Source organism: Amycolatopsis sp. EV170708-02-1, from assembly GCF_022479115.1.
GTDB lineage: Bacteria > Actinomycetota > Actinomycetes > Mycobacteriales > Pseudonocardiaceae > Amycolatopsis.
The window spans coordinates 9,447,155-9,467,665 of the sequence record NZ_CP092497.1; the positions used below are offsets into that span (position 1 = coordinate 9,447,155).

Genomic DNA, 20,511 nt, shown 5'->3' on the forward strand with positions numbered 1-20,511 from the left:
TCCTTGATCGCTAGGGTGCAGCCGTGACGACGCTCGAATACCCGAAGATCGCCGCCGGCAAGGTCCGTGAGCTCTACGCCGTCGATGACGAGCATCTGCTGCTCGTCACTTCCGACCGGATCTCCGCCTACGACGTCGTCTTCGACACGCCCATCCCGGACAAGGGGCGGGTGCTCACCGCGATGAGCGTGTTCTGGTTCTCCCTGCTCTCCGATGTCCTCCCCAACCACCTGGTCTCCTACGAAGACGAACGCATCCCCGCCGAGGTCCGCGGCCGCGCGCTGCTGGTGCGGCGGCTGGCGATGCTGCCGTTCGAAGCCGTCGCCCGCGGCTACCTCACCGGTACCGGTCTCGCCGATTATCGCGCGCGCGGCACGGTTTGCGGTGTCGAACTTCCGCCCGGCCTGACCGAGTCGTCCCGCCTGCCCGAGCCGATCTTCACCCCCGCGACCAAGGCCGACCGCGGCTCGCACGACCAGAACATCGCCTTCTCCGACGTCGTCGGGCAACTCGGCCGCGAGCGGGCCGAGGAGGTCCGCGAGGCGACGCTGGCGGTGTACCGCCGCGGCGCGGAGTTCGCCGCCGAACGTGGCATCCTCCTCGCGGACACGAAGCTCGAATTCGGCGTCGACCGGGAAGGGAACCTCGTGCTCGCCGACGAGGTCCTGACCCCGGATTCCTCGCGCTACTGGCCCGCCGGTGGTTACTCGCCGGACAGCCCGCAGCCGTCGTTCGACAAGCAGCCGCTGCGTGACTGGCTCACCAGCCCCGCGTCCGGCTGGCACCGCCGGGACAGACCTGAGTCGCCACCCCTGCCCGAGGACATCGTCGCCGCCACGCGCGCGAGGTACATCGAGTCGTACGAACGCATCACCGGCCGGTCGCTGCAGGATTGGCCCGCCTGACCTGCGGCGTTCACTCCGTCGTCAGTCCGGCGCAAGGCAGCGCTGGCTCACTGGTGGGGTGGATGCACGTTTGCTGGTTTCCCTGTCCGGCGTGACCACCCGGACGTTGCACCGCTGTGCCGATCTCGCGGCCGAACTCGACCGGCGCAGGGTCCCCTTGTCCGTGCTCTACGCCGCTCGCACCGGCGAGGGCCCCGTGACCGAATGGGTCCGGACGCGCCGCGCGGGCGGCGACTCCGTCCTCCTGCACGGGTACGACCACCGGATCCCGCCGACGCACCGCGCCGTCTACCTGGGCAAACGCGCCGAGTTCGCGGCTCTGCCCGCGCACGAGGCACGCCTGCGCCTGATCGCGGCGAAGGCGGCGCTCGACGCCAACGGTATGGCCGTCGACGGATTCGCGCCGCCGCGCTGGATCGCGTCGGACGGCACCCTGCAGGCCCTGCGCGAGCACGGGTTCACGCTGTGCGCGGACCTGGCGTCGGTGCGGGATCTCGTGTCCGGCGACGTCCGGCGCGCCAGGGTGCAGGAGTTCGGCGGACCGTCGCACCGCACGGAGACCGTCCGGTGTTTCGCGCTGGTGCTGGCCGCCGCCAGGGCCGCGCGCCGCGGCGGGCTGGTGCGGCTCGGCATCGACGCCGCGGACCTCGCCCGGCCGGGGCTGCGGCAGGCGTTCCTCGACGCCGTCGACGTCTCACTGGAGAACCGCGCTTTCGGAACCACCTACGGCTCCCTCTCGCGAACGCGGGTTAAATTGTCGGGATGACCGACGAGGGTGGCGCACCGGCGACGCTGATGCGGCTCTGGCGCCGGTCGGAGCGCCCGACGCGCGGCAGGCCGTCCGTGCTCGACATCGACGGTGTCGTGGCGGCCGCCGTCGACCTCGCCGATCGCGAAGGCGTCGCGAACGTGACGCTGGCGAACGTGGCGAAGGAACTGGACGTCACGAAGATGTCGTTGTACCGCCACATCGGTTCGAAGGCGGAGCTGCTGGAGCTGATGGCCGACGTCGCCATCGGCGATCCGCCGGAGGTGGAGCCCACCGGCGACTGGCGAGCCGAGCTGACCTCGTTGGCCGAGGCCAACCGCGACGTGCTGATGAGCCACCCGTGGCTGGTCGAGCTGCCCCTTTCCGGCCCGCCAGCCGGTCCGCACGCGGTCGCCTGGATGGACGCGTTCCTGCGCACGCTGCGCGAAACCGGTCTCGACTGGGGCACCAAGGGCGGGATCCTGGTCCTGATCGGCGGCTATGTCCGCCTCGCCTGCGCGCAGGCACTCCAGCTCGCCGAGGGCCGGAAGGCCAGCGGGCTGAGCCAGTCGCAGGCGGAGCAGGCCTACGGCAAGGGCCTCGCCGAGCTGATCGACCCCGAACGCTTTCCCGACGCCGTGGGCTTCCTGACCTCGGGCCTCGGCGGCTCCGAACAGAACTCCGATTTCGACTTCGGTCTGGGCGTCGTCCTCGACGGCATCGCCGCGCTCGTCGACGCGAGCTGACAAGTACCTCCCCTGTCATTAGTATCCGTCGGACATTAATTAGTGTACGTTGGATACTAAAGGGGGACCATGACATCGACACCGACGGGCGAGCGCGTGCTCGCACCGGATCTGGCCAGGGGTTTCGCGCTCCTGCTCGTCGCGCTGGCGCATACCGCGAGCATCTTCCTGGGGAACACGCCTGGCGTCGATCAGACGCCGGAAGGCCTGGAGCGGCCGTACTTCGTCGTGCTGTTCGTGCTCGTCCACGCGTGCGCGCTGCCGCTGTTCGGCATGATGCTCGGCTACGGGATGGTGCAGTTCGCCGATCGGCAGGAGAGGCTGGGCATGGCCTGGCCGGAAACGCGGGGCATTCTGCTCCGCCGCCACGCGTGGCTACTCGTCTTCGGCGCCATCGACGGGGTGCTGTTCTTCTCCGGCGACGTGCTCGGCGCGTACGGCGTGATCGGCGTGGTGTTCGCCCTGCTGCTTTTGCGGCGCGGCAAGGGTTTCTATCGCATTCCGGTGCTGTACCTGGGTTTCGGCGTCTGCTATCTCGCCGTGCTGATGTACCTGGTGCTCACCGGGAACTCCGGGAGCGCGCCGGTCCCGTCCGTCGAGGACGTGTCGTCACTGGCGCCGACGTATGGCGACGCCGTGCGAGAACGGCTCGTCGAATGGCCGATGACCACGGCGGTGCTGCTGTCGTCGATCCTCTTCGTCTGGGTGGGCGCCTGGGCCGCGAAGAAACGCGTGCTGGAGGAGCCGAATCGGAAGCTGCTCCTTTTCGGCCTGTTCGGCGGTTTCGGTGTCGCGATCGCGGGCGCGCTGCCGATGGGGCTCTTCGCCGGTGACCATGTCGGCTTCGACGAGGAGACCGCCGGGCTCGTCAAGCTGATGTACGAGGGAGCGGGCCTGTTCGGCGCGATCGGCTACATCAGCCTGTTCGGGCTCGTCGGCATGGCGATCGGCAAGAAGCGCCGCGGCGTCGTGGTCACCGCGATCTCCGCGCTCGGCCAGCGCACCCTGAGCGCGTACCTGTTCCAGTCGGTGGCGTGGCTGATCCTGGCGCCGCCGTTCATGCTGGGGTTGAGCGGCAGCACGTTCGTCGCGGCCGCCTGCGGGCTCGGGGTGTGGCTGCTGACGGTCGTCGTCGCGTATGTGATGCACCGCCGGGAGTATCGGGGGCCGGCGGAGATCCTGGTGCGGAAACTCGCGTACCGGAGCCCGAAGGCCGGCGCGTAGATCCGGATCCGGCAGGTGCGAAGGCTCCTTTCGTCGCATCAGACGCGGTGAAGGGAGCCTTCAGCCCACTCGCGACAGCAAGGAAACCGTGCAGATAGGTACCAACCGGGCATTTCGCCACCGATGATCGTCCTTTATGGACAGCCGCGGCCGGTCCAGTCGCCTGATCAACCCCGGTCGCGAAAGCCACTTTCGCGACGTCCTCAGGCCGGCGCGCACCGGGCCTAAAGCTTCACCGGCGCCCCGACGTCCAGCACCTTCACCTCGGTGCCTTCCGGAGCGAGGTTCGCGAACAGGCCGTAGTGCATCTGAGGCCGCGCAAGGACGGCCTCGTGGATCGGGACGGCGAGGCGCGGCGACACCGCCCGCAGGTAGTCGACAGCCTCGCCAGCCTTGAGCCACGGGGCACCGGTGGGCAGGCCCAGGACGTCGATCTTCCGTTCCGGCACGAAGAACGAGTCGCCCGGGTGGTAGAAGGCGCCGTGGTCGACGATGTAGCCGACGTTCGGGATCACCGGGATCTCCTCGTGGATCACCGCGTGCTCCCCGCCGACGACGTCAACGCTGCTGGAGCCGATTTCGAGGGCGTCGCCGGGGTTCGCGATCTGGAACTCGGCGCCGATCTTCCCTGCCGCTTCGGCGGAACCCGGGTCGACGATCAGCCGCACGCCGGGGTTCGCCTCCAGCAGTGCGGGAAGCCTGTCCGCGTCGAGGTGGTCGAAATGCTGGTGCGTGATCAGGATGGCGTCCAGTTCGCGTTCGCCTTCGAAACCCGTCGAGAAGGTGCCGGGGTCGATCAGGATCCGCGCGCCCTCGGTCTCGAGAAGGGTGCAAGCATGTCCAAAGTGGACAATACGCATCGGTGTTCTCCTTCGCGGTAGATCGATTCCAGCCTATGCCCGCAGCAGGGCGTCGCCAAGTTCGGTGCGCCGGTACCGGACTTCTCGGCCGTGTCGCCGGGTTTCGAGCAGGCCTGCCGCGTGCATCGCGGTCAGGTGCTGCGAGACCGTCGGCGCCGAGAAGCTCAGCCGTCGTGCCAGCTCGGTGGTGCTCGCGGGTTCGTTGAGCGTTGTGAGCAAGGCGGCCTTCGTCCGGCCGAGCACTCCCGCGAGCGCGCCGGGCGGTCGTTCGGGATCCGACCAGAGTTCGGCCACGCCGCGGGCCGGATACAGCAGCGAAGGCTGCCACGGCTCCATCGTGATCACCCCGACCGAAGGCCACGCGAAGACGCCTGGGATCAGCAGCAATCCGCGCCGGTCGAGGTGGACGCGGCCGCGTTCCTTCATCTCGATCACCAGGACGTCGTCGATCAGCCGCACTCGCGGGTGGATGTCCTCCAGCACCAGCGCGATACCGCCGGCGGCAAGCCGTCGCGAGCGTTCCTCGATGTCGGCGACGAGGAACCGGCGCATCCGGGGCCAATGCGGTTCGACCAGTTCGGTCCAGGCGATCTCCATCTGGCTCGCCAGCAGATCCCTTGCCTCGGCGGGATCTTCCGGCAGCCCGCTCAGGTCGGCGTCCACTTTGGACAGCTCGTGCGCGACCTGCTCCGGCGCCGTGCGGCGGATTTCGGCGAGCTGCGCGGACGCGGTGGTCTCCGGGCCGCTCGGCGGCGGGCTGAGGAAATCGGTGATGTAGTGCCGCGCGCTCATCACCTTCGAGAAGCCGTCGATGGGCAGGTCCGGCAGTTTCGCGGCGGCCTCACGCAGCCACGGCAGATGGCTCGGATGCCCGCGCCGTCCGAGCAGGGTCTGCATCGCGCCCATGGTCTCGTCGAGCGGGGAGATGCCGAAGCGGACGCGGTTCGCGCTCTCGGCGGTCAGGACCAGCTCGATCATCGGATTAGGCTATGCCCTAATCAATGGTCCTCGCCAGCCCGTGTTCGGCAGTGTTCGTGGCATGACGTTGCTGCGTAATTCCGGGTATTGGCGCTGGTCGGCGGGGGTGCAACTGAACCGGCTGCCCGCCACGATGGCGCCACTGGCCTTCACCGTGCTGACCACCGCGACGACCGGTTCGTACCGGCTCGGCGGGGTCATGATGGCCGTGTTCGTCGCCGCCGAGATGGTCGGCGCCGTGCCGACCGGACGGCTGCTCGACCGCGTCGGCCCCGCGCGCGGTCTCGTCGTGTTGCTTCCGCTGGTCGCCGCCGGACTGTTCCTGCTGGCCGCGGTCGCTTCCGCCGGAGCTCCGGACTGGGTGCTGCTCGCGCTGGCGATCCCGCCGGGGCTGGTGGCCGGCGGGTTGAACGGCGGTTTCCGCACGCTGCTCGCCGCGACGGTGACCGATGACGAACTGCCGAGGGCCGTTTCGGTGGACGCGATGATCCTCGAAGGCGTCATCGTCGGCGGTCCGCTGCTGGTGGCGCTCCTGGCGACGTCCGGCCCGGTCGTCCCGGTTCTCGCGATGGCCGTCGTCGCCCTGCTGGCGGCGCTGCTCGTACCGCGGCGGACCGTCGTGCGAAATCCACAAAGGACGGTCGAACGGCAGTCGATCCCGGTCGCCGCCTGTGTGCCCTGGCTGGCGGGGCTGTTCACCGTCGGGCTCCTGCTGTCGACCATCGAGGTCGGGCTGCTGCCGCTCGTCCTGCGCCTCGGCGCGCCCGAATCGGCGACGGCCATCGTCATCGTGGTGCTGTGCGGCGCCAGCATCGGCGGGAGCGCGCTGTACGCGGCGCGGGGCAAGGCCGGCGATCCGCGGCTGTTCCTTGCCGGTTTCGTGCTCGGCGGGATCGTGGTTTCGGCGGGCTTCGGCTGGGCCGGGCTGCTCGGCGGGGTCGCGCTGATCGGGCTCTGCACGGGGCCGCTGATGGCCGTGTCGTCGGTCAACCTGCAGAAGCTGCTGCCGGAACGCCGCCGGTCGGAGGGGTTCTCGCTGGCCTTCACCGTGCAGGCTTCGGGCTTCGGCCTGGGCTCGCTGGCGATCGGCGTGCTGCCGGTCTGGCTGTGCCCGCTTCTCGGTGTCCTTGCGGCGCTGGTCTCCTGTGCGATGCTGGTGGCACGCCCCAGGCGAGCTATTGGCACGCCGTCAGTAACGTCGTAGCCTGGGCTTTGAGCCGAGACACGGGAGAAGTCGATGACCGCAGTCCAGCCGAAGCCGACCGCGCACAGCGTGGGGGAGACCTTCGATTCCCTCAGCCCGGCGACCGACGAGGTCGTCGGCACCTACCCGGTGCACAGCAAGGAGGACGTCCGCGCCGCCATCGCCCGCGCGAGGGACGCCGCCGAATGGTGGGCCGGGCTCGGTTACGACGGCCGCGCCGAACGCCTGCGCCGCTGGAAGGGCGTCATCACCCGCAGGCTGCCGCAGCTGTGCCAGGTCGTGCGCGACGAGACCGGGAAGCCGATCGCCGATGCGCAACTGGAGAGCGTCCTCGCCATCGAGCACATCGCGTGGGCAGGCAAGCACGCGCGCAAGATCCTCGGCAAGCAGCGCCGCGCGGCCGGGCTGATGATGTCGAACCAGGCGGCGACGGTCGAGTACCAGCCGCTCGGCGTCGTCGGCGTGATCGGCCCGTGGAACTACCCCGTGTTCACCCCGCTGGGCTCCATCGCCTACGCGCTCGCCGCCGGCAACACCGTCGTCTTCAAACCGAGCGAGTACACGCCCGGCGTCGGGAAATGGCTGGTCGACGCGTTCAACGAGGTCGTCCCGGAATGGCCGGTGCTGCAGCTGATCACCGGCTTCGGCGAGACCGGCGCCGCGCTCGTCACGGGAGGCGTCGACAAGATCGCCTTCACCGGTTCGACCGGCACGGGCAAGAAGATCATGGCCGCGGCCGCCGAGACGCTGACCCCGGTGATCATCGAGGCCGGCGGCAAGGACGCCGTCCTGGTCGACGCGGACGCCGACCTCGAGGCCGCCGCGGACGCGACCGTCTGGGGCGCGTTCTCCAACTCGGGCCAGACCTGCATCGGCGTCGAGCGCGTGTACGTCCACGAGCGTGTGCACGACGAGTTCGTCGCGAAGGTCGTCGAGAAGTCGAAGGACGTGCGGGCCGGCTCGGACGCGGCCGCGCAGTACGGCCCGGTGACGATGCCCTCGCAGCTTTCGGTGATCAAGCGCCACATCGCGGACGCCATCGAGCGCGGCGGAAAGGCGCTGGTCGGCGGCGTCGACGCGGTCGGCGACCGCTACGTCCAGCCGACGGTGCTCGTCGACGTGCCCGAGGACTCCGTGGCGGTCCAGGAGGAGACGTTCGGCCCGACCGTCACCATCGCCAAGGTCCGCGACATGGACGAGGCCGTCGAGAAGGCCAACGACACGAAGTACGGCCTCGGCTCGACGGTGTTCTCGAAGTCGCGCGGCCTCGAACTGGCCGGACGGCTGCGCACCGGCATGACGTCGATCAACGCGCCGCTTTCCTTCGCCGGTATCGCTTCGCTGCCCTTCGGTGGCGTCGGCGATTCGGGCTTCGGCCGGATCCACGGCCCGGAGGGCCTGCGCGAGTTCGCCCGGCCGAAGGCCGTCGCGCGGCAGCGGTTCACCGCGCCGATCGTGCTGACCTCGTTCTCGCGCAAGGAAAAGACGGACGCTCTCGTCGCGAAGCTGATCACCGTGCTGCACGGAAAGCGCTGAGCTGAAGGACGCTTTCCCCGCATGAGATGCGGGGAAAGCGCCCTTCACCGCGTCTGATGCGGGGAAAGCGTCCTTCAGCCGCGGCCCCGGATGAGGTCCGCGGCCTTCTCCGCGACCATGATCGTCGGCGCGTTCGTGTTCCCACGCGGCACCACGGGCATCACCGAAGCGTCCACCACGCGCAGCCCCTCCACCCCGCGCACCTTCAGCGACGGGTCGACGACGGCGTTCTCGCCCGTCCCCATCGAGCAGGTCCCGACCGGGTGGTACAGCGTCTGCGTCTTCTCGCGCACGTAGTCGGCCAGCTCCTCGTCGGTCAGGTCGTGCCGCTCCGGCAGGAACGGCTTGTCCAGATACCGCGCCAGCGGGCCGGACTTCCCGATCTCCACCAGCGCGCGCATCCCGGCGAGCATCTTCTCCATGTCCACGGATTCCGCGTAGTACGCCGGGTCGATTTCGGGTTTCCACAAGGGATTCCCCGACTTCAGCCGCAGCCGTCCCCGGCTCGCGACGTCCACGAGGGTCGCCGCCGACGTGAAGCCCGGCACCGTCGGCTCGCGCATCCCGTTGTCGTAGAACAACGTCGGCGCGACGTGGATCTGCATGTCCGGCGGCGAGACACCGTCCGCCGCGGGGAAGAACGCGCCCGCCTCACCGATGTTCGAAGCCAGCGGGCCGCGTTTGGTGAGCTGGTAGCGCACCAGGCCGCCGGGCGTCGCCGCGTCCACCAGGTCGGTGGTGCCGCGTGTCGACCAGATGATCCCGCAGGCCGGGTGGTCGTGCAGGTTGTCGCCGACACCGGGAAGCGCGGCGACGACGTCGATCCCGTGCTCCCGCAGGTGTTCCGCGGGTCCGACGCCGGAGAGCATCAGCAACTGCGGCGAGTTCACCGCGCCACCGCTCAGCAGGACCTCGGTCGACGCGCGCACGGTCGTCTCGGCGCCTTGGTCCAAATAGGACACTCCGACGGCGCGGGTGCCTTCGAAGACGACGCGGGTGGCTTGCGCGTTGGTCCGCACGGTGAGGTTCGGGCGCGACAACGCCGGCCGCAGGTACGCGTCGGCCGTCGACCAGCGGCGGCCCTTCTTGCAGGTCACCTGGTAGACGCCGGCGCCTTCCTGCGACTCCCCGTTGAAGTCGTCGGTGCGCTTGAGGCCCCACGCGACGGCGGAATCGACCCAGGCGAGCGACAGCTCGTGGGTGAAGCGGCGATCCTCGACGTTCAGCGGACCGTCGGTGCCGTGCAGCGGCCCACCGAGCCGCTGGTTCCCCTCGGCCCGTTTGAAATACGGCAGGACGTCGTCGAAGCCCCAGCCCTCGGCTCCGTGCCCGTCACGCCAGCCGTCGTAGTCCGCGCGGTTGCCGCGGATGTAGATCATCGCGTTGATCGACGAGCAGCCGCCGAGTGTCTTCCCTCGTGGCCAGTACAGCGACTGGCCGGTGTGCTTCTGCTCGACCGTCTCGTAGTTCCAGTCCCACTTCGTCTTGAACAGACCGGGGAACGCGGCGGGGATGTGGATCTCGTCGGCGTCGTCCTCGCCGCCGGCTTCGAGCAGGAGCACCCGCGCCGACGGATCCTCGCTCAGCCGGTTCGCCAGTACGCATCCCGCGCTGCCCGCGCCGACGATCACGTAGTCGAAGGAGTCCTGAACGGCCACGGTGCCTCCTGCTGCTCGCCCGGTGTTGACGCCCCGCCAATGGGCTCATCTTGGCCCAGCGCCGCGCTCCGAGCATCCCCCAGACGAAGGATCGGTGCGACCTCAGTCGGAGTCGGGTGAAAAAGAGGTCACGCAGGGGCCGCCCTCGGCGTCGTCCTCGGTCTCGATCCGGCCGGGGTTCCGGACGCCGTCGACCTCGCCCGAGAGGTGCAGGATCGTCTGCTTCGCGGTGGTCAGCACGTCGGCGTTGTCGACGGTGTACTTCGCCTCGCCGTGGATGATCTGCTGCACGCCGTCGCGGGTCGTGTCCGCCACCTTCTCGCACAGCACGGACAACGCCGCCGGGATGTCGCGCGCGTTGATCGCGTCGACGAACTTGTTCCCCGCCTCTTCCCCGGTCTTGACGTCCGGACGCGGCGACGGCTTCGTGTCGAGGCTCGGCAGCGGCTCGGGCTCGCCGCCGACCTTGGCGTCGCGCACGCACCAGCCGCCCTCGTCGGGGATCATCGCGATCCCGACGGTCTGGCCCCCGGTGGTGAACGCGGCCGAGTACTCCTGTGCCGCACGCTGGCGCGCGGGCGTGCTCAGCTGTGCGCCTTCCGAAGCGGCCATCATCTGCTCGAAGGTGTAGGACCGCTTCGAGCGGATCGGGCACCAGAGCTGGCTGACGCGACCCTCGCCGACGCCGTTCACGAACGACCGGCCCAGCTGCTCCGGCGTCGCGCGCGAGGTGATGTCGGGCTTGGCCTTGAAGAACCCCGGTGTCACGAAGCCGGTGAATGCGACACCGCCCGCGATCAGGACGAACACCAGCGCCAGCGTGATCCAGAGGCCGGTCTTCGACTTCTTCGGCGGTGCGTACTGCCCGTAGGTCATGCGGCAACCGTAGTGAAGTAGGCTCGGGCGGTACCCACGACCTGCGTGAATAAGGAGCAGCCTGCCGTGGCCCGAGTCGTCGTCGACGTCATGCCCAAGCCCGAAATCCTCGACCCGCAGGGCCAAGCCGCGCTCGGCGCGGCCGGTCGTCTCGGCTTCACCGGGATCACCGAGATCCGTCAGGGCAAGCACTTCGAGATCGAGGTCGACGACTCCGTCGACGACGCGACGCTCGAAAAGATCGCCGAAGGTTTCCTCGCGAACCCCGTCATCGAGCAGTGGACCATCAAGCGGGTGGACGCGTGAGCGCCCGCATCGGGGTCATCACCTTCCCCGGCACGCTCGACGACGGTGACGCGGCCCGCGCGGTCCGCTACGCCGACGCCGAGGCCGTGCCGCTGTGGCACGCGGACGAAGACCTCAAGGGTGTCGACGCCGTCGTCGTCCCCGGTGGCTTCTCCTACGGCGACTACCTGCGCGCCGGCGTCATCGCCCGGTTCGCGCCGGTGATGTCGTCGGTGATCGAGGCCGCCCACAAGGGCATGCCGGTGCTGGGCATCTGCAACGGCTTCCAGATCCTGTGCGAGGCCGGGTTGCTGCCGGGCGCGATGATCCGCAACGCGGGTCTGCACTTCATCTGCCGTGACCAGTGGCTGCGCGTCGAGAACAACGACACCGCGTGGACCACCCGGTACGACAAGGGCGCCGAGATCCTCATCCCGATGAAGAACATCGACGGCTGCTTCGTCGCCGAGCAGGCCACCCTCGACGAGCTGGAGGGTGAGGGCCGTGTGGTGTTCCGTTACGTCGGCGGCAACCCGAACGGCTCGCGCAACGACATCGCCGGGATCCGCAGCGAGAACGGCCGCGTCGTCGGGCTCATGCCGCATCCGGAGCACGCCATCGACGCCCTCACCGGGCCCTCCGACGACGGGCTCGGCATGTTCTACAGCGCGGTCGACGCTCTCTCTTTGGTCGCGCGCTGACGTAAACACGCCGAAGGGGCGCCGTTCCGTACGAAACTCGCGTTGAGTGCGGAGGCGCCCCTTCATCGCGTTCACGTGGGCCTTCGGCCCGAAAGAGGGCGCGCGACGTGAAGTCTCCGTCGGGCGCGGGGCGCCCTTGGGGAGACGCGTCTCCGCCTGACACCCCTCGCATTTCGTCCTCTAAATGCGTTCGCATTTAGAGGACGAAATGCGTCAGGAGGCGGCGGCCACCAGCGCCGAGTAGGGGCCTCCGGCGGCCAGCAGCTCCGCGTGCGAGCCCAGCTCGGTCACCCGGCCGCCCTCGATGACGGCGACCCGGTCGGCCGCGGCCGCCGTATGCAGCCGGTGCGCGATCGCGATCACCGTGCGCCCTTCGAGCACCGCGCTCAGCGACCGCTCCAGCTCCCGCGCCGAACCCGTGTCCAGCAGCGACGTCGCCTCGTCCAGCACCAGGGTGTGCGGGTCGGCCAGCACCACCCGCGCCAGCGCGAGCTGCTGCGCCATCGCCGCCGGGACGGCGACCGCCCCGGCCCCGACCTTCGTGTCCAGCCCGTCGGGCAGGCTCGCGACCCACTCCGAAGCCCCGACCGAGGCCAGCGCGGCCAGCAGCCGTTCGTCGGTCCAGTCCCCGGCCGGGAGCGTGAGGTTGTCCCGCAGCGTCCCCGCGAACACGTGCTGCTCCTGGGTCAGCAGCAGCACCTCGCCGCGCAGGACGTCGTCCGGCAGCGTCGACACCTCGGCGCCGCCGATCCGCACCGAGCCCGAGGTCGGCGCCGACATCCCGGCCAGCAGCCGTCCCAGCGTGGACTTGCCGGCCCCGGACGGCCCGACGATCGCCAGCCGCTCCCCGGCGGGCACCCGCAGGTCGATCCCGTGGAGCACTTCGCGGTCCGCGTTGTAGCCGAAGCGCACGTCGCGGACCTCGATGTCCTGGCCGCGCGGCGCCTCCGAAGCCACACCTGAGGACGAAGCGGGCCGTACGCCCAGCAGCCGCCGCAGTGAGACCCCCGCGACCTGCATGTCCGCGAGCCAGAACAGCGCCTCGTTCAGCGGACCCGTCATGACCTGCGAGTACAGCAGCATCGCGGTGATCGTGCCGAGCCCTTCCCAGCCGTTCGAGTAGGCGAGCAGGCCGAGCCCGAGCATCACCGGCACCGGCAGCACGTAACTGATCTCCAGCGACGGGATCCACCGCATCTGCAGCGCCCGCACCTCGCGCTCGCCCAGCATCGCCGCGTCGAGACCGTCGTGCCCGGTCCGGATCCGGCGGCCGGTCAGGTTCAGCGCCTCGGCCGTCCGCGCGCCCTCCGCTGTCTCGTGCGTGGTGGACTGCAGCTCGGACCACTTGTCCAGCATCCGCCGCATCACGTCCGGGATCCGCCGCTGGTACCAGATGTTCACCGGCACCAGCAGCGGCAGCGCGACCAGCAGGCCCAGCGCCAGGAACGGCGACGTGATCACCATCGCCACCACGGTGAACACCACCGTGACCGCGGCGATCAGGATCTCCGGCGCGCCGAAGCGCACCGCGTGGTCGATGCGGCTGACGTCGGTGGTCGCCCGGCTGAGCAGATCACCGGTGCCCGCGGCCTCGACCGTCCCGAGCGGCAGGTTCAGCGCGTTCCCGACGAACTGCTCACGGTTCTTCGCCAGGATCCGCTCGCCGAACACCCGCGCGCGCAGCCGCGCCAAACCCTTGAACCACGCCTGCGCGCCCAGCACGACCACGAACGCGATCGCCAGCCAGGTGATCGTGGCGGTCGTCGTGCCTCCGACGACCTCGTCCACCAGCGCGCCCAGCAGCTGCGGCCCGGCCAGCCCGATCGCGGTCGCGACGCAGAACAGGCCGAGCATCACGGAGAACTCGCGCTTGTTGGCCCGCGCGGTCTCCTTGATCCATCGTCGAACGTCCTTCTTGTCTGCCAGCGGCAGCTTCTTCATGCCGGTACTTTCGTATCGATGACCACATCGGCCACATGTGTCCACAAAGGACTTTGACTGAACACGACGGTGGTCTTGCCGCGCCGCAGCTTCGCGACGCGTTCGGTTATGCGGGCTTCGGTATGCGCGTCGACGGCCGAGGTCGGCTCGTCGAGCAGCAGGACGTCGGCGTCGGCCGCCAGCGCGCGGGCCAGGTTCAGCCGCTGCCGCTGACCGCCGGAAACCTCACGTCCGCGTTCGCCGATCACCTCGTCGACGCCGTGGGGCAGCGCGTCCACGATGTCCTCGGCGTCCGCCGCGTACAGCGCTTCGGTGATCTCGACGTCGCCGGGCTCGGTGGGGCTGACCTGCTCGCGCAGCACACCGGAGAACCAGATGTCCTGGTTGTGCGCGAACACGACCCGCCGCCGGAGCTCGTCGAGCGCGACCCGGTCCACGGGAACCCCGCCGACGAGGGCAGGTTCACTCGGATCGGTGAACCGCGCCATCCGTGACGCCACCGCTTCGGCGTCGGCACCGACGTCGACGACGGTCAGCTTCCCGGCTTCGACCTTGATCCCGGACGTCTCGTCGTACAGGTCCAGCGGGCCTTCCGGCAGCGGCACCGGGTGCTCCGGCTCGGCGAGCGTGCGTTCGGTGGACAGCAGTTTGCACACCTTCCGCGCCGAAACCAGCGCGGCGCTCAGCACGCCCGCGAACTCGGTCGCCGTCGTCACCGGGATCACCAGGAACACCGAGACGCCGTAGAACGTGATCAGCTCGCCGACGCCGATGGTGCCGTTGATCGCCAGCTGCGCGCCCAGCCAGGTGATGACCACCGTGACCAGGCCCGGCAACGCGACCTCCGCCGCCGAAAGCCACGCCTCGCTGCGCCCGACCTGCACACCGGCCGTGCGGACCTTCTGGCTGGAGCGGCGGAAGCGGTCGAGGAACTGCTTCTCGCCGCCGACGCCACGAAGGATCCGCAGGCCGGAGACGATGTCCGCGGCCAGCGCGTTGACCTCGGTCTTCTCCTCGCGCTGCTTCGTCTGGCGTTTCTCCAGCGGCTTCAGCAGCGGCCCGATGCCCACCACCGCGAGCGGGACACCGATCAGCGCGACCACGCCGAGCAGCGGGGACGTCGTCAGCAGCGCCGTCGCGCACACGATGAACGCGATCAGCGAACCGAAGGCCCGCCCGAGCACCTCGAAGGAGTCACCGATCGGGTTGATGTCGCTGGTGGTGATCGCCACCACGTCACCCGTGGTGGTCGTGTCCCGCAGGTTCGCGCCCAGCTTCGCCGCGTGTTCGGTGGCGAGCCGCTGTGTCACCCCGGCGCCGTGGATCCAGCAGCCGTAGGACGCGAAATGCTGCACCGTGCCCGCGATCGTCTGCGCGATCCCGAGCCCGGCGGCCGCGAGACCCCAGAGCCAGACGGAATCGCCGTCGCCGCGGCCGATCGCGTCGATACCCCGGCCGATCGCGACCGGCAGGAGGGCGATCGGCAGCGACCACAGCGCACCGCTGATCGCCGAGACGGCGAGCAGTCCCGGGCGCGCGAGCATCATCCTGACCAGGTACCGCCAGGCGGTCGGCTTGGCGGGCAGACGTAGTCGCGGAAGCGGATATGTGGCGGAAAGCACGATTGTCGACGTTAAGCGGATCACCGTCGCGGGCGCGACCGATTTATCCGTGGGCGACGGCAGGGTGAACAGACCCCTCGCCTATTCTCAAGGCCGTGGCGAACCCTGATGCGGACACCGTGACCAGCACCGTTGACACCACTCAACACGCCGAGGCGACCCCCGAGCAGACCCAGCCGTACGTCGAGCTCGGCCTCGCCGACGACGAGTACGCCCGGATCCGGGAGATCCTCGGCCGCCGTCCGACCGACGCCGAACTGGCGATGTATTCGGTGATGTGGAGCGAGCACTGCTCGTACAAGTCCTCGAAGAAGCACCTGCGCTACTTCGGTGAGACGGCCACTCCCGAGATGAAGGAAAAGATGCTCGCCGGCATCGGCGAGAACGCGGGCGTCGTCGACATCGGCGAGGGCTGGGCGGTCACCTTCAAGGTCGAGAGCCACAACCACCCGTCCTACGTGGAGCCGTACCAGGGCGCCGCGACCGGCGTCGGCGGCATCGTGCGCGACATCATGGCGATGGGCGCGCGTCCGCTCGCGGTGGCGGACGCGCTGCGCTTCGGCCCGGCGGACGCCCCGGACACCCGCCGCGTGCTGCCCGGTGTGGTCGCCGGCGTCGGCGGCTACGGCAACTGCCTCGGCCTGCCGAACATCGGCGGCGAGCTGGTGTTCGACCAGAGCTACTCCGGCAACCCGCTGGTCAACGCCCTGTGCGTCGGCGCGATGCGCGTCGAAGACCTTCACCTGGCGTTCGCCTCGGGCAAGGGCAACAAGATCATCCTGTTCGGCGCGCGCACCGGCCTCGACGGCATCGGCGGCGTGTCCGTGCTCGCCAGCGACACCTTCTCGGGTGACGAAAGCTCGGGCGGCCGCAAGAAGCTGCCCAGTGTCCAGGTCGGCGACCCCTTCACCGAGAAGGTGCTCATCGAGTGCTGTCTCGAACTGTTCGCGCAGAAGCTCGTCGTCGGCATCCAGGACCTCGGCGGCGCCGGGCTCTCCTGCGCGACGTCGGAGCTCGCCGCCGCCGGTGACGGCGGTATGCACATCTACCTCGACCGGGTTCCCTTGCGCGCCACCGGGATGACCCCTGCCGAGGTGCTCTCCAGCGAGTCGCAGGAGCGGATGTGCGCGGTCGTCTCGCCGGAGAACGTCGAGGCGTTCATGAAGGTCTGCGAGAAGTGGGACGTCATCGCCACCGACATCGGCGAGGTCACCGACGGCGAGCACCTGGTCATCACCTGGAACGACGAGGTCGTCGTCGACGTCCCGGCGCACACCGTGGCGCACCAGGGCCCGGTGTACGACCGCCCCATCCAGCGTCCGTCCACACAGGACGCCCTGCAGGCCGACACCTCGGCCAAGCTGCCCCGTCCGTCCACTTCGGACGAACTGCGCGCCGACATCCTCAAGCTCATCTCGTCGCCGAACCAGGCGTCGAAGGAATGGGTGACCTCCCAGTACGACCGTTACGTGCGCGGCAACACCGTTTCCGCGCAGCCGTCGGACTCCGGCGTCATCCGGATCGACGAGTCGACCGGCCGCGGTGTGGCCGTTTCGACGGACTGCAACAGCAAGTTCGTCTATCTCGACCCGTACGAGGGCGCGAAGCTCGCGCTGGCCGAGGCGTACCGCAACGTCGCCACCAGTGGCGCGAAGCCGGTCGCGGTCTCGGACTGCCTGAACTTCGGCGCGCCGACCGACCCGGGTGTGATGTGGCAGTTCGAGCAGGCCGTGCACGGTCTGGCCGACGGCTGTGTCGAACTCGGCATCCCGGTCACCGGCGGCAACGTCAGCTTCTTCAACCAGACCGGTGACGTGGCCATCCTGCCGACGCCGGTGGTCGGCGTGCTCGGCGTGATCGACGACGTCACCCGCCGCATCCCCACCGGGATCGGCGCCGAGGCCGGGGAAACCCTGCTGCTGCTGGGTGAAACCCACGACGAGCTCGACGGTTCCGCCTGGGCGCGTGAACTGCACGGCCACCTCGGCGGCCGTCCGCCGCGCGTGGACCTGGCGCGGGAGAAGCTGCTCGCCGACATCCTCATCGCCGGTTCCCGTGACGGCATGATCTCCGCCGCGCACGACATCTCCGACGGCGGCCTGATCCAGACGCTCGTCGAGACCGTCCTCATCGGACAGTGCGGGGCCCGCGTCTTCCTCGATTCGGAGCAGGATCCGTTCGTGCAGCTGTTCTCCGAGTCCGCGGGCCGGGTGCTGGTCGCCGTGCCGCGCACCGAGGAACTGCGGTTCACCGAGATGCTGACCGCGCGTGGCCTGCCCTGGCGCAAGACCGGCGTGGTGGACCCGGAGTCCGGCTCGCTCGAACTCCAGGGCATCACGGAGTTCACGCTGGACGAGCTCCGCGAGACCTGGGAAAAGACGCTCCCGGCACTGTTCGACTGACGCCTCGTGAGTGGCAAGGACGGTTCTAACCGTCCTTGCCACTCACGAGCCAGGAAGCGTCGAACCGGCCGGGAACTTCGCGCCCTCAAGCGACGGCAGTTCCGCGAAGGTGGCCGCGCTGAGGTCGACGGGTTTCTCCACGACGAGGTGGTCCAGCGACACCTTGCGCTCGAAGCTCGCCCTCGTGAGGTCGAGCGTCCCGTGGATGGTCACGTCCTTGAGCGAGAACTTCCCGGAAATCTGGGCGTCGGTGAGATCCAGGTAGCTCGCCATCTCGCAGCGGTCCGCGCCGAACCAGCCGATCCGCCTGCCGAGCAGTTCGAGCTTGTCGAGCCGCGCGTCGCTGAGGTTGAGCCCCAGTGTCGGCCCGGTGGTGCCGGCGTGGGGAAGGATGTCGCGGATCAGCCGCTCGGCCGCGCGCCGGACCAGCCGTTCGCGTTCGGCCTCGGCCCGATTCTCCTTGTCCCACTTGGTGTCACCGGGGAATTTCGGATGGTCGAACGGCCGCCGCAAGTAGGCGCACAACACGTCGAGCACCGTCTGCCGGTATTCCGGCCGGGTCCTGGCCAGGCCCGCTAGCGAATGCATCGCGCCGACCCGGACCTGATCGGCCTCGTTGCCCAGCAGTTCGATCGATTTCGCGAACCGCTCGTCGGAGATCCGGCTGCGCTCGATCTCGTGCCTGTCCTCTTCGGTCCGCCTTCGCCGGTCGTTGAGCCAAAGCCCGTAGAGCGCGGCGATCGCCCCGCCCGCCAGCGCGCCGGTCTTCAGCGCGTCGCCGCGGCTGGTCGCGCGATCCGTGAGCAGCCAGGCGGTGACCCCGACGAGCACCACGATCGACGACAGCAACGTCCACAGCAGCGGCGACTTGAGCAGGCGCCTCATCGGTCCTTCACCGTGAGCCGGGCACGGCCGTCCGGCAAGGTTTCGACGGACCAGTCCGCCGGGAGTTCGTGATCCCTCGCCGGTTCCACTGTCGTGTTGTACAGCGACACCGTGCCGGGCGGCTCACGGAAACTCAGATCCGCGAAGCCCTCGAACCGCGCGCGGCGCAGGTCCAGCGTGCCCTTGAACTCGGCGTCGGCGAAGACCGCGTCCTTCGCGAAGACGCTGTCCTTGAAGGACGTCTCGCCCGCGAACACCGTCCCGCGGAACTCGGTGTCCTCGGAGAACTGCACCCCGCTGAACCACGCCCGCTGCTCGAACTTGGCTCCCTCGCACCGGAAGTAGCCGATGCGCTTCTTCTCCTTGGTACCCGAGCCGGTCAGGTAGACCGGCCCGAGGAACACGCAACCGGACAGGTTGGTGCTGCTGTACAGCCCGCCGTAGCGGAGCAGGAGCTTGCCGATCTTCCGGCCGGACAGGTCGAAGTACTCCAGCACCGCTCCGGTCAGATCGAGGTCGTACCCGGGCGTGCCCTCGGAGTCCGCGGCCGGGAGAAGTTCCCCGATCAGCCGCTGCGCGGTCTGCCGTACCTGGAGTTCCTGGTCCTCTTCCGCGCTGCCCTCTTCCGGCGCGGTGTTGCCCGCCCGTTTCGCCGTGTCCTTGTATCGCGGATGGTCGAACGGCCGCCGCAGATACGAGCACAGGATGTCCAGCACGGTCTGCCGGTAGAGCTCGCGACCGCGGGCCAGCCCCGCCAGCGCGTGCAGGGCCCCCACCCGCACCTGGTCGGCGTCGTGCCCGAGCAGCTCGACGGCCTTCGCGAACCGTTCGTCCGAGATCCGGTCGCGGTCCTGGTCGGCTCGCCGCAGCTCCAGCTCCTGCCGCTGCCGCTCGACCTCCTGCCGCCGCTCCTCCACCCGGCGTCGCCTGTCGTTGAGCCACAACGCGTACAGCGCGACGATGGCGGCGCCGGCGACACCGCCGGTCTTCAACGCCTCACTGCGGCTGGTCGCCGGATCCGTCAGCAACCAGCCGCCGACCGCGAGCAACAGGACGAACGAGAGGACGAACGTCCACAGCAACGGGGAGCGGAGGAACCGCTTCATCGGACCTTGGAGACCAGAAGCGACGAGACGCACCAGGCACCGGACTGGCTCTGCGCGAACATCGTTCCCTTGGCGTCCTGTCCTTCGACCGTGCCGGTGATCTCGGCCATGACGAGGTTGGTGGTTCCCTGCGTCCGCTTGACCTCGGCCGTGGAGCCCGGCGGAAGGAAGACGTCGAGCACGGAGCCCATGCTCGCCCGGCGGTTTTCACAGGCCAGCGCGATCGCCCCTGGCCGGTCGCCCGACGAGATCTTGGCGAGGAAGTCCTGGATGACCTTCACACCCTGAGGATCGCCGGAGCTGCTGCCGCCGCTTTCGGTGCTCCGCGGGGTCCTGGTCGTGCTGGACTTCGGGCTGCTCTTCGGCGCGGAGGTCGGCGCGGGCTCGGCCGACGACGAGGGCGGCGCGGCCACGGGCTCGTCCTTGCTCAGCAGGAAGCCCGGCGCGACGAACCCGGTGACACCGAAGGCCACCAGCACGACCACGCCGATCACGATCCCGATGATCAGCCCGGTCTTGCTCTTCGGCGGCGGTGCGGGCGGGCCACCGAAGCCCTGCTGGTAGCCCTGCTGATTCGGGTCCCAGCCTTGCTGCGGCTGCTGGTACTGCTGGGTCTGGTCCCAGCCCTGCTGGGGCTGCTGCTGGTACTGCTGCGTCGGGTCCCAGCCCTGCTGCTGGCCGTACTGCTGCGGCTGACCGTATTGCTGGTTCGGGTCCCAGCCACCCTGCTGCGGCTGCTGTCCCTGGGGGTCCTGGCCGTATGGCTGGCCTGGCTGGGGTGGGTAGGTCATCGGTCTCGCCTTCCGTACTGGGGCCTGAGGCTTCAGATCAGAC

At 69.4% G+C, this 20,511-nt stretch carries 18 protein-coding genes; 9 read left to right on the plus strand and 9 right to left on the minus strand.

Annotated features, from left to right (window positions below):
- The first annotated feature begins 23 nt into the window (after positions 1-23).
- From MJQ72_RS43470 to MJQ72_RS43485, 4 genes are all read left to right on the plus strand, one after another.
- Positions 24-905, plus strand: coding sequence for a phosphoribosylaminoimidazolesuccinocarboxamide synthase (locus MJQ72_RS43470; RefSeq protein ID WP_240596679.1), 882 nt, complete (start codon positions 24-26; stop codon positions 903-905).
- A gap of 58 nt (positions 906-963) precedes the next feature.
- Positions 964-1,671: a DUF2334 domain-containing protein gene (locus MJQ72_RS43475; protein WP_240596680.1), complete on the plus strand. Its 708-nt coding sequence runs from the start codon at positions 964-966 to the stop codon at positions 1,669-1,671.
- The gene (locus tag MJQ72_RS43480) at positions 1,668-2,399 is read left to right on the plus strand and encodes a TetR/AcrR family transcriptional regulator (protein ID WP_240596682.1); all 732 of its coding nucleotides are present in this window, start codon (positions 1,668-1,670) and stop codon (positions 2,397-2,399) included. The genes MJQ72_RS43475 and MJQ72_RS43480 overlap by 4 nt, the downstream gene beginning before the upstream one ends.
- Before the next feature lie 69 nt (positions 2,400-2,468).
- The gene (locus MJQ72_RS43485; protein ID WP_240596684.1) at positions 2,469-3,623 is read left to right on the plus strand and encodes a DUF418 domain-containing protein; all 1,155 of its coding nucleotides are present in this window, start codon (positions 2,469-2,471) and stop codon (positions 3,621-3,623) included.
- Between the two features lie 224 nt (positions 3,624-3,847).
- Here MJQ72_RS43485 and MJQ72_RS43490 read toward each other — a convergent pair whose 3' ends face one another.
- Together MJQ72_RS43490 and MJQ72_RS43495 are read right to left on the minus strand one after the other, a co-directional pair.
- Positions 3,848-4,483: an MBL fold metallo-hydrolase gene (locus MJQ72_RS43490; protein WP_240596686.1), complete on the minus strand. Its 636-nt coding sequence runs from the start codon at positions 4,481-4,483 to the stop codon at positions 3,848-3,850.
- A gap of 33 nt (positions 4,484-4,516) precedes the next feature.
- Complete coding sequence (locus tag MJQ72_RS43495) at positions 4,517-5,461, minus strand: DUF5937 family protein (protein WP_240596688.1); 945 nt, start codon at positions 5,459-5,461, stop codon at positions 4,517-4,519.
- 61 nt (positions 5,462-5,522) lie between these two features.
- Between MJQ72_RS43495 and MJQ72_RS43500 the strand changes: the two genes are divergently transcribed.
- Positions 5,523-6,665 carry an MFS transporter gene (locus tag MJQ72_RS43500; protein WP_240596690.1) on the plus strand — a complete coding sequence of 381 codons (1,143 nt, stop codon included), beginning with the start codon at positions 5,523-5,525 and terminating at the stop codon, positions 6,663-6,665.
- A 33-nt stretch (positions 6,666-6,698) separates the two neighbouring features.
- Positions 6,699-8,201, plus strand: coding sequence for an aldehyde dehydrogenase family protein (locus tag MJQ72_RS43505; protein WP_240596691.1), 1,503 nt, complete (start codon positions 6,699-6,701; stop codon positions 8,199-8,201).
- 74 nt (positions 8,202-8,275) lie between these two features.
- Here MJQ72_RS43505 and MJQ72_RS43510 read toward each other — a convergent pair whose 3' ends face one another.
- Positions 8,276-9,859: a GMC family oxidoreductase gene (locus MJQ72_RS43510; protein ID WP_240596693.1), complete on the minus strand. Its 1,584-nt coding sequence runs from the start codon at positions 9,857-9,859 to the stop codon at positions 8,276-8,278.
- A gap of 102 nt (positions 9,860-9,961) precedes the next feature.
- Positions 9,962-10,735, minus strand: a complete 774-nt coding sequence (locus tag MJQ72_RS43515; RefSeq protein ID WP_240596695.1) for a hypothetical protein — start codon at positions 10,733-10,735, stop codon at positions 9,962-9,964.
- A 66-nt stretch (positions 10,736-10,801) separates the two neighbouring features.
- Here MJQ72_RS43515 and purS point away from each other — a divergent pair, with 66 nt between their 5' ends.
- Complete coding sequence (purS, locus tag MJQ72_RS43520) at positions 10,802-11,041, plus strand: phosphoribosylformylglycinamidine synthase subunit PurS (protein ID WP_125784867.1); 240 nt, start codon at positions 10,802-10,804, stop codon at positions 11,039-11,041.
- Entirely contained in the window at positions 11,038-11,721 is a 684-nt protein-coding gene (gene purQ / locus MJQ72_RS43525) for a phosphoribosylformylglycinamidine synthase subunit PurQ (RefSeq protein WP_240596697.1), read from the plus strand. The genes purS and purQ overlap by 4 nt, the downstream gene beginning before the upstream one ends.
- Before the next feature lie 213 nt (positions 11,722-11,934).
- Here purQ and MJQ72_RS43530 read toward each other — a convergent pair whose 3' ends face one another.
- A complete protein-coding gene (locus tag MJQ72_RS43530; protein WP_240596699.1) occupies positions 11,935-13,662 on the minus strand; it encodes an ABC transporter ATP-binding protein in 1,728 nt (575 codons plus the stop codon).
- Positions 13,659-15,284 (minus strand): ABC transporter ATP-binding protein, encoded by a 1,626-nt coding sequence (locus tag MJQ72_RS43535; RefSeq protein ID WP_240596701.1) that lies wholly within the window; start codon positions 15,282-15,284, stop codon positions 13,659-13,661. The genes MJQ72_RS43530 and MJQ72_RS43535 overlap by 4 nt, the downstream gene beginning before the upstream one ends.
- Before the next feature lie 119 nt (positions 15,285-15,403).
- On the opposite strand from MJQ72_RS43535, the gene purL reads away from it, so the two are divergent.
- Positions 15,404-17,686 (plus strand): phosphoribosylformylglycinamidine synthase subunit PurL, encoded by a 2,283-nt coding sequence (gene purL, locus MJQ72_RS43540; RefSeq protein WP_240601585.1) that lies wholly within the window; start codon positions 15,404-15,406, stop codon positions 17,684-17,686.
- A 42-nt stretch (positions 17,687-17,728) separates the two neighbouring features.
- On the opposite strand, the gene MJQ72_RS43545 is transcribed toward purL, so the two are convergent.
- The 3 genes from MJQ72_RS43545 to MJQ72_RS43555 are packed head-to-tail and all read right to left on the minus strand — an operon-like array spanning position 17,729 to position 20,468.
- Positions 17,729-18,571: a hypothetical protein gene (locus MJQ72_RS43545; RefSeq protein ID WP_240596703.1), complete on the minus strand. Its 843-nt coding sequence runs from the start codon at positions 18,569-18,571 to the stop codon at positions 17,729-17,731.
- A complete protein-coding gene (locus tag MJQ72_RS43550) occupies positions 18,568-19,677 on the minus strand; it encodes a pentapeptide repeat-containing protein (protein WP_240596705.1) in 1,110 nt (369 codons plus the stop codon). Before MJQ72_RS43550 ends, MJQ72_RS43545 begins: the two co-directional genes overlap by 4 nt.
- Positions 19,674-20,468, minus strand: a complete 795-nt coding sequence (locus tag MJQ72_RS43555) for a Twin-arginine translocation protein TatA (RefSeq protein WP_240596707.1) — start codon at positions 20,466-20,468, stop codon at positions 19,674-19,676. The genes MJQ72_RS43550 and MJQ72_RS43555 overlap by 4 nt, the downstream gene beginning before the upstream one ends.
- Positions 20,469-20,511 lie beyond the last annotated feature (43 nt).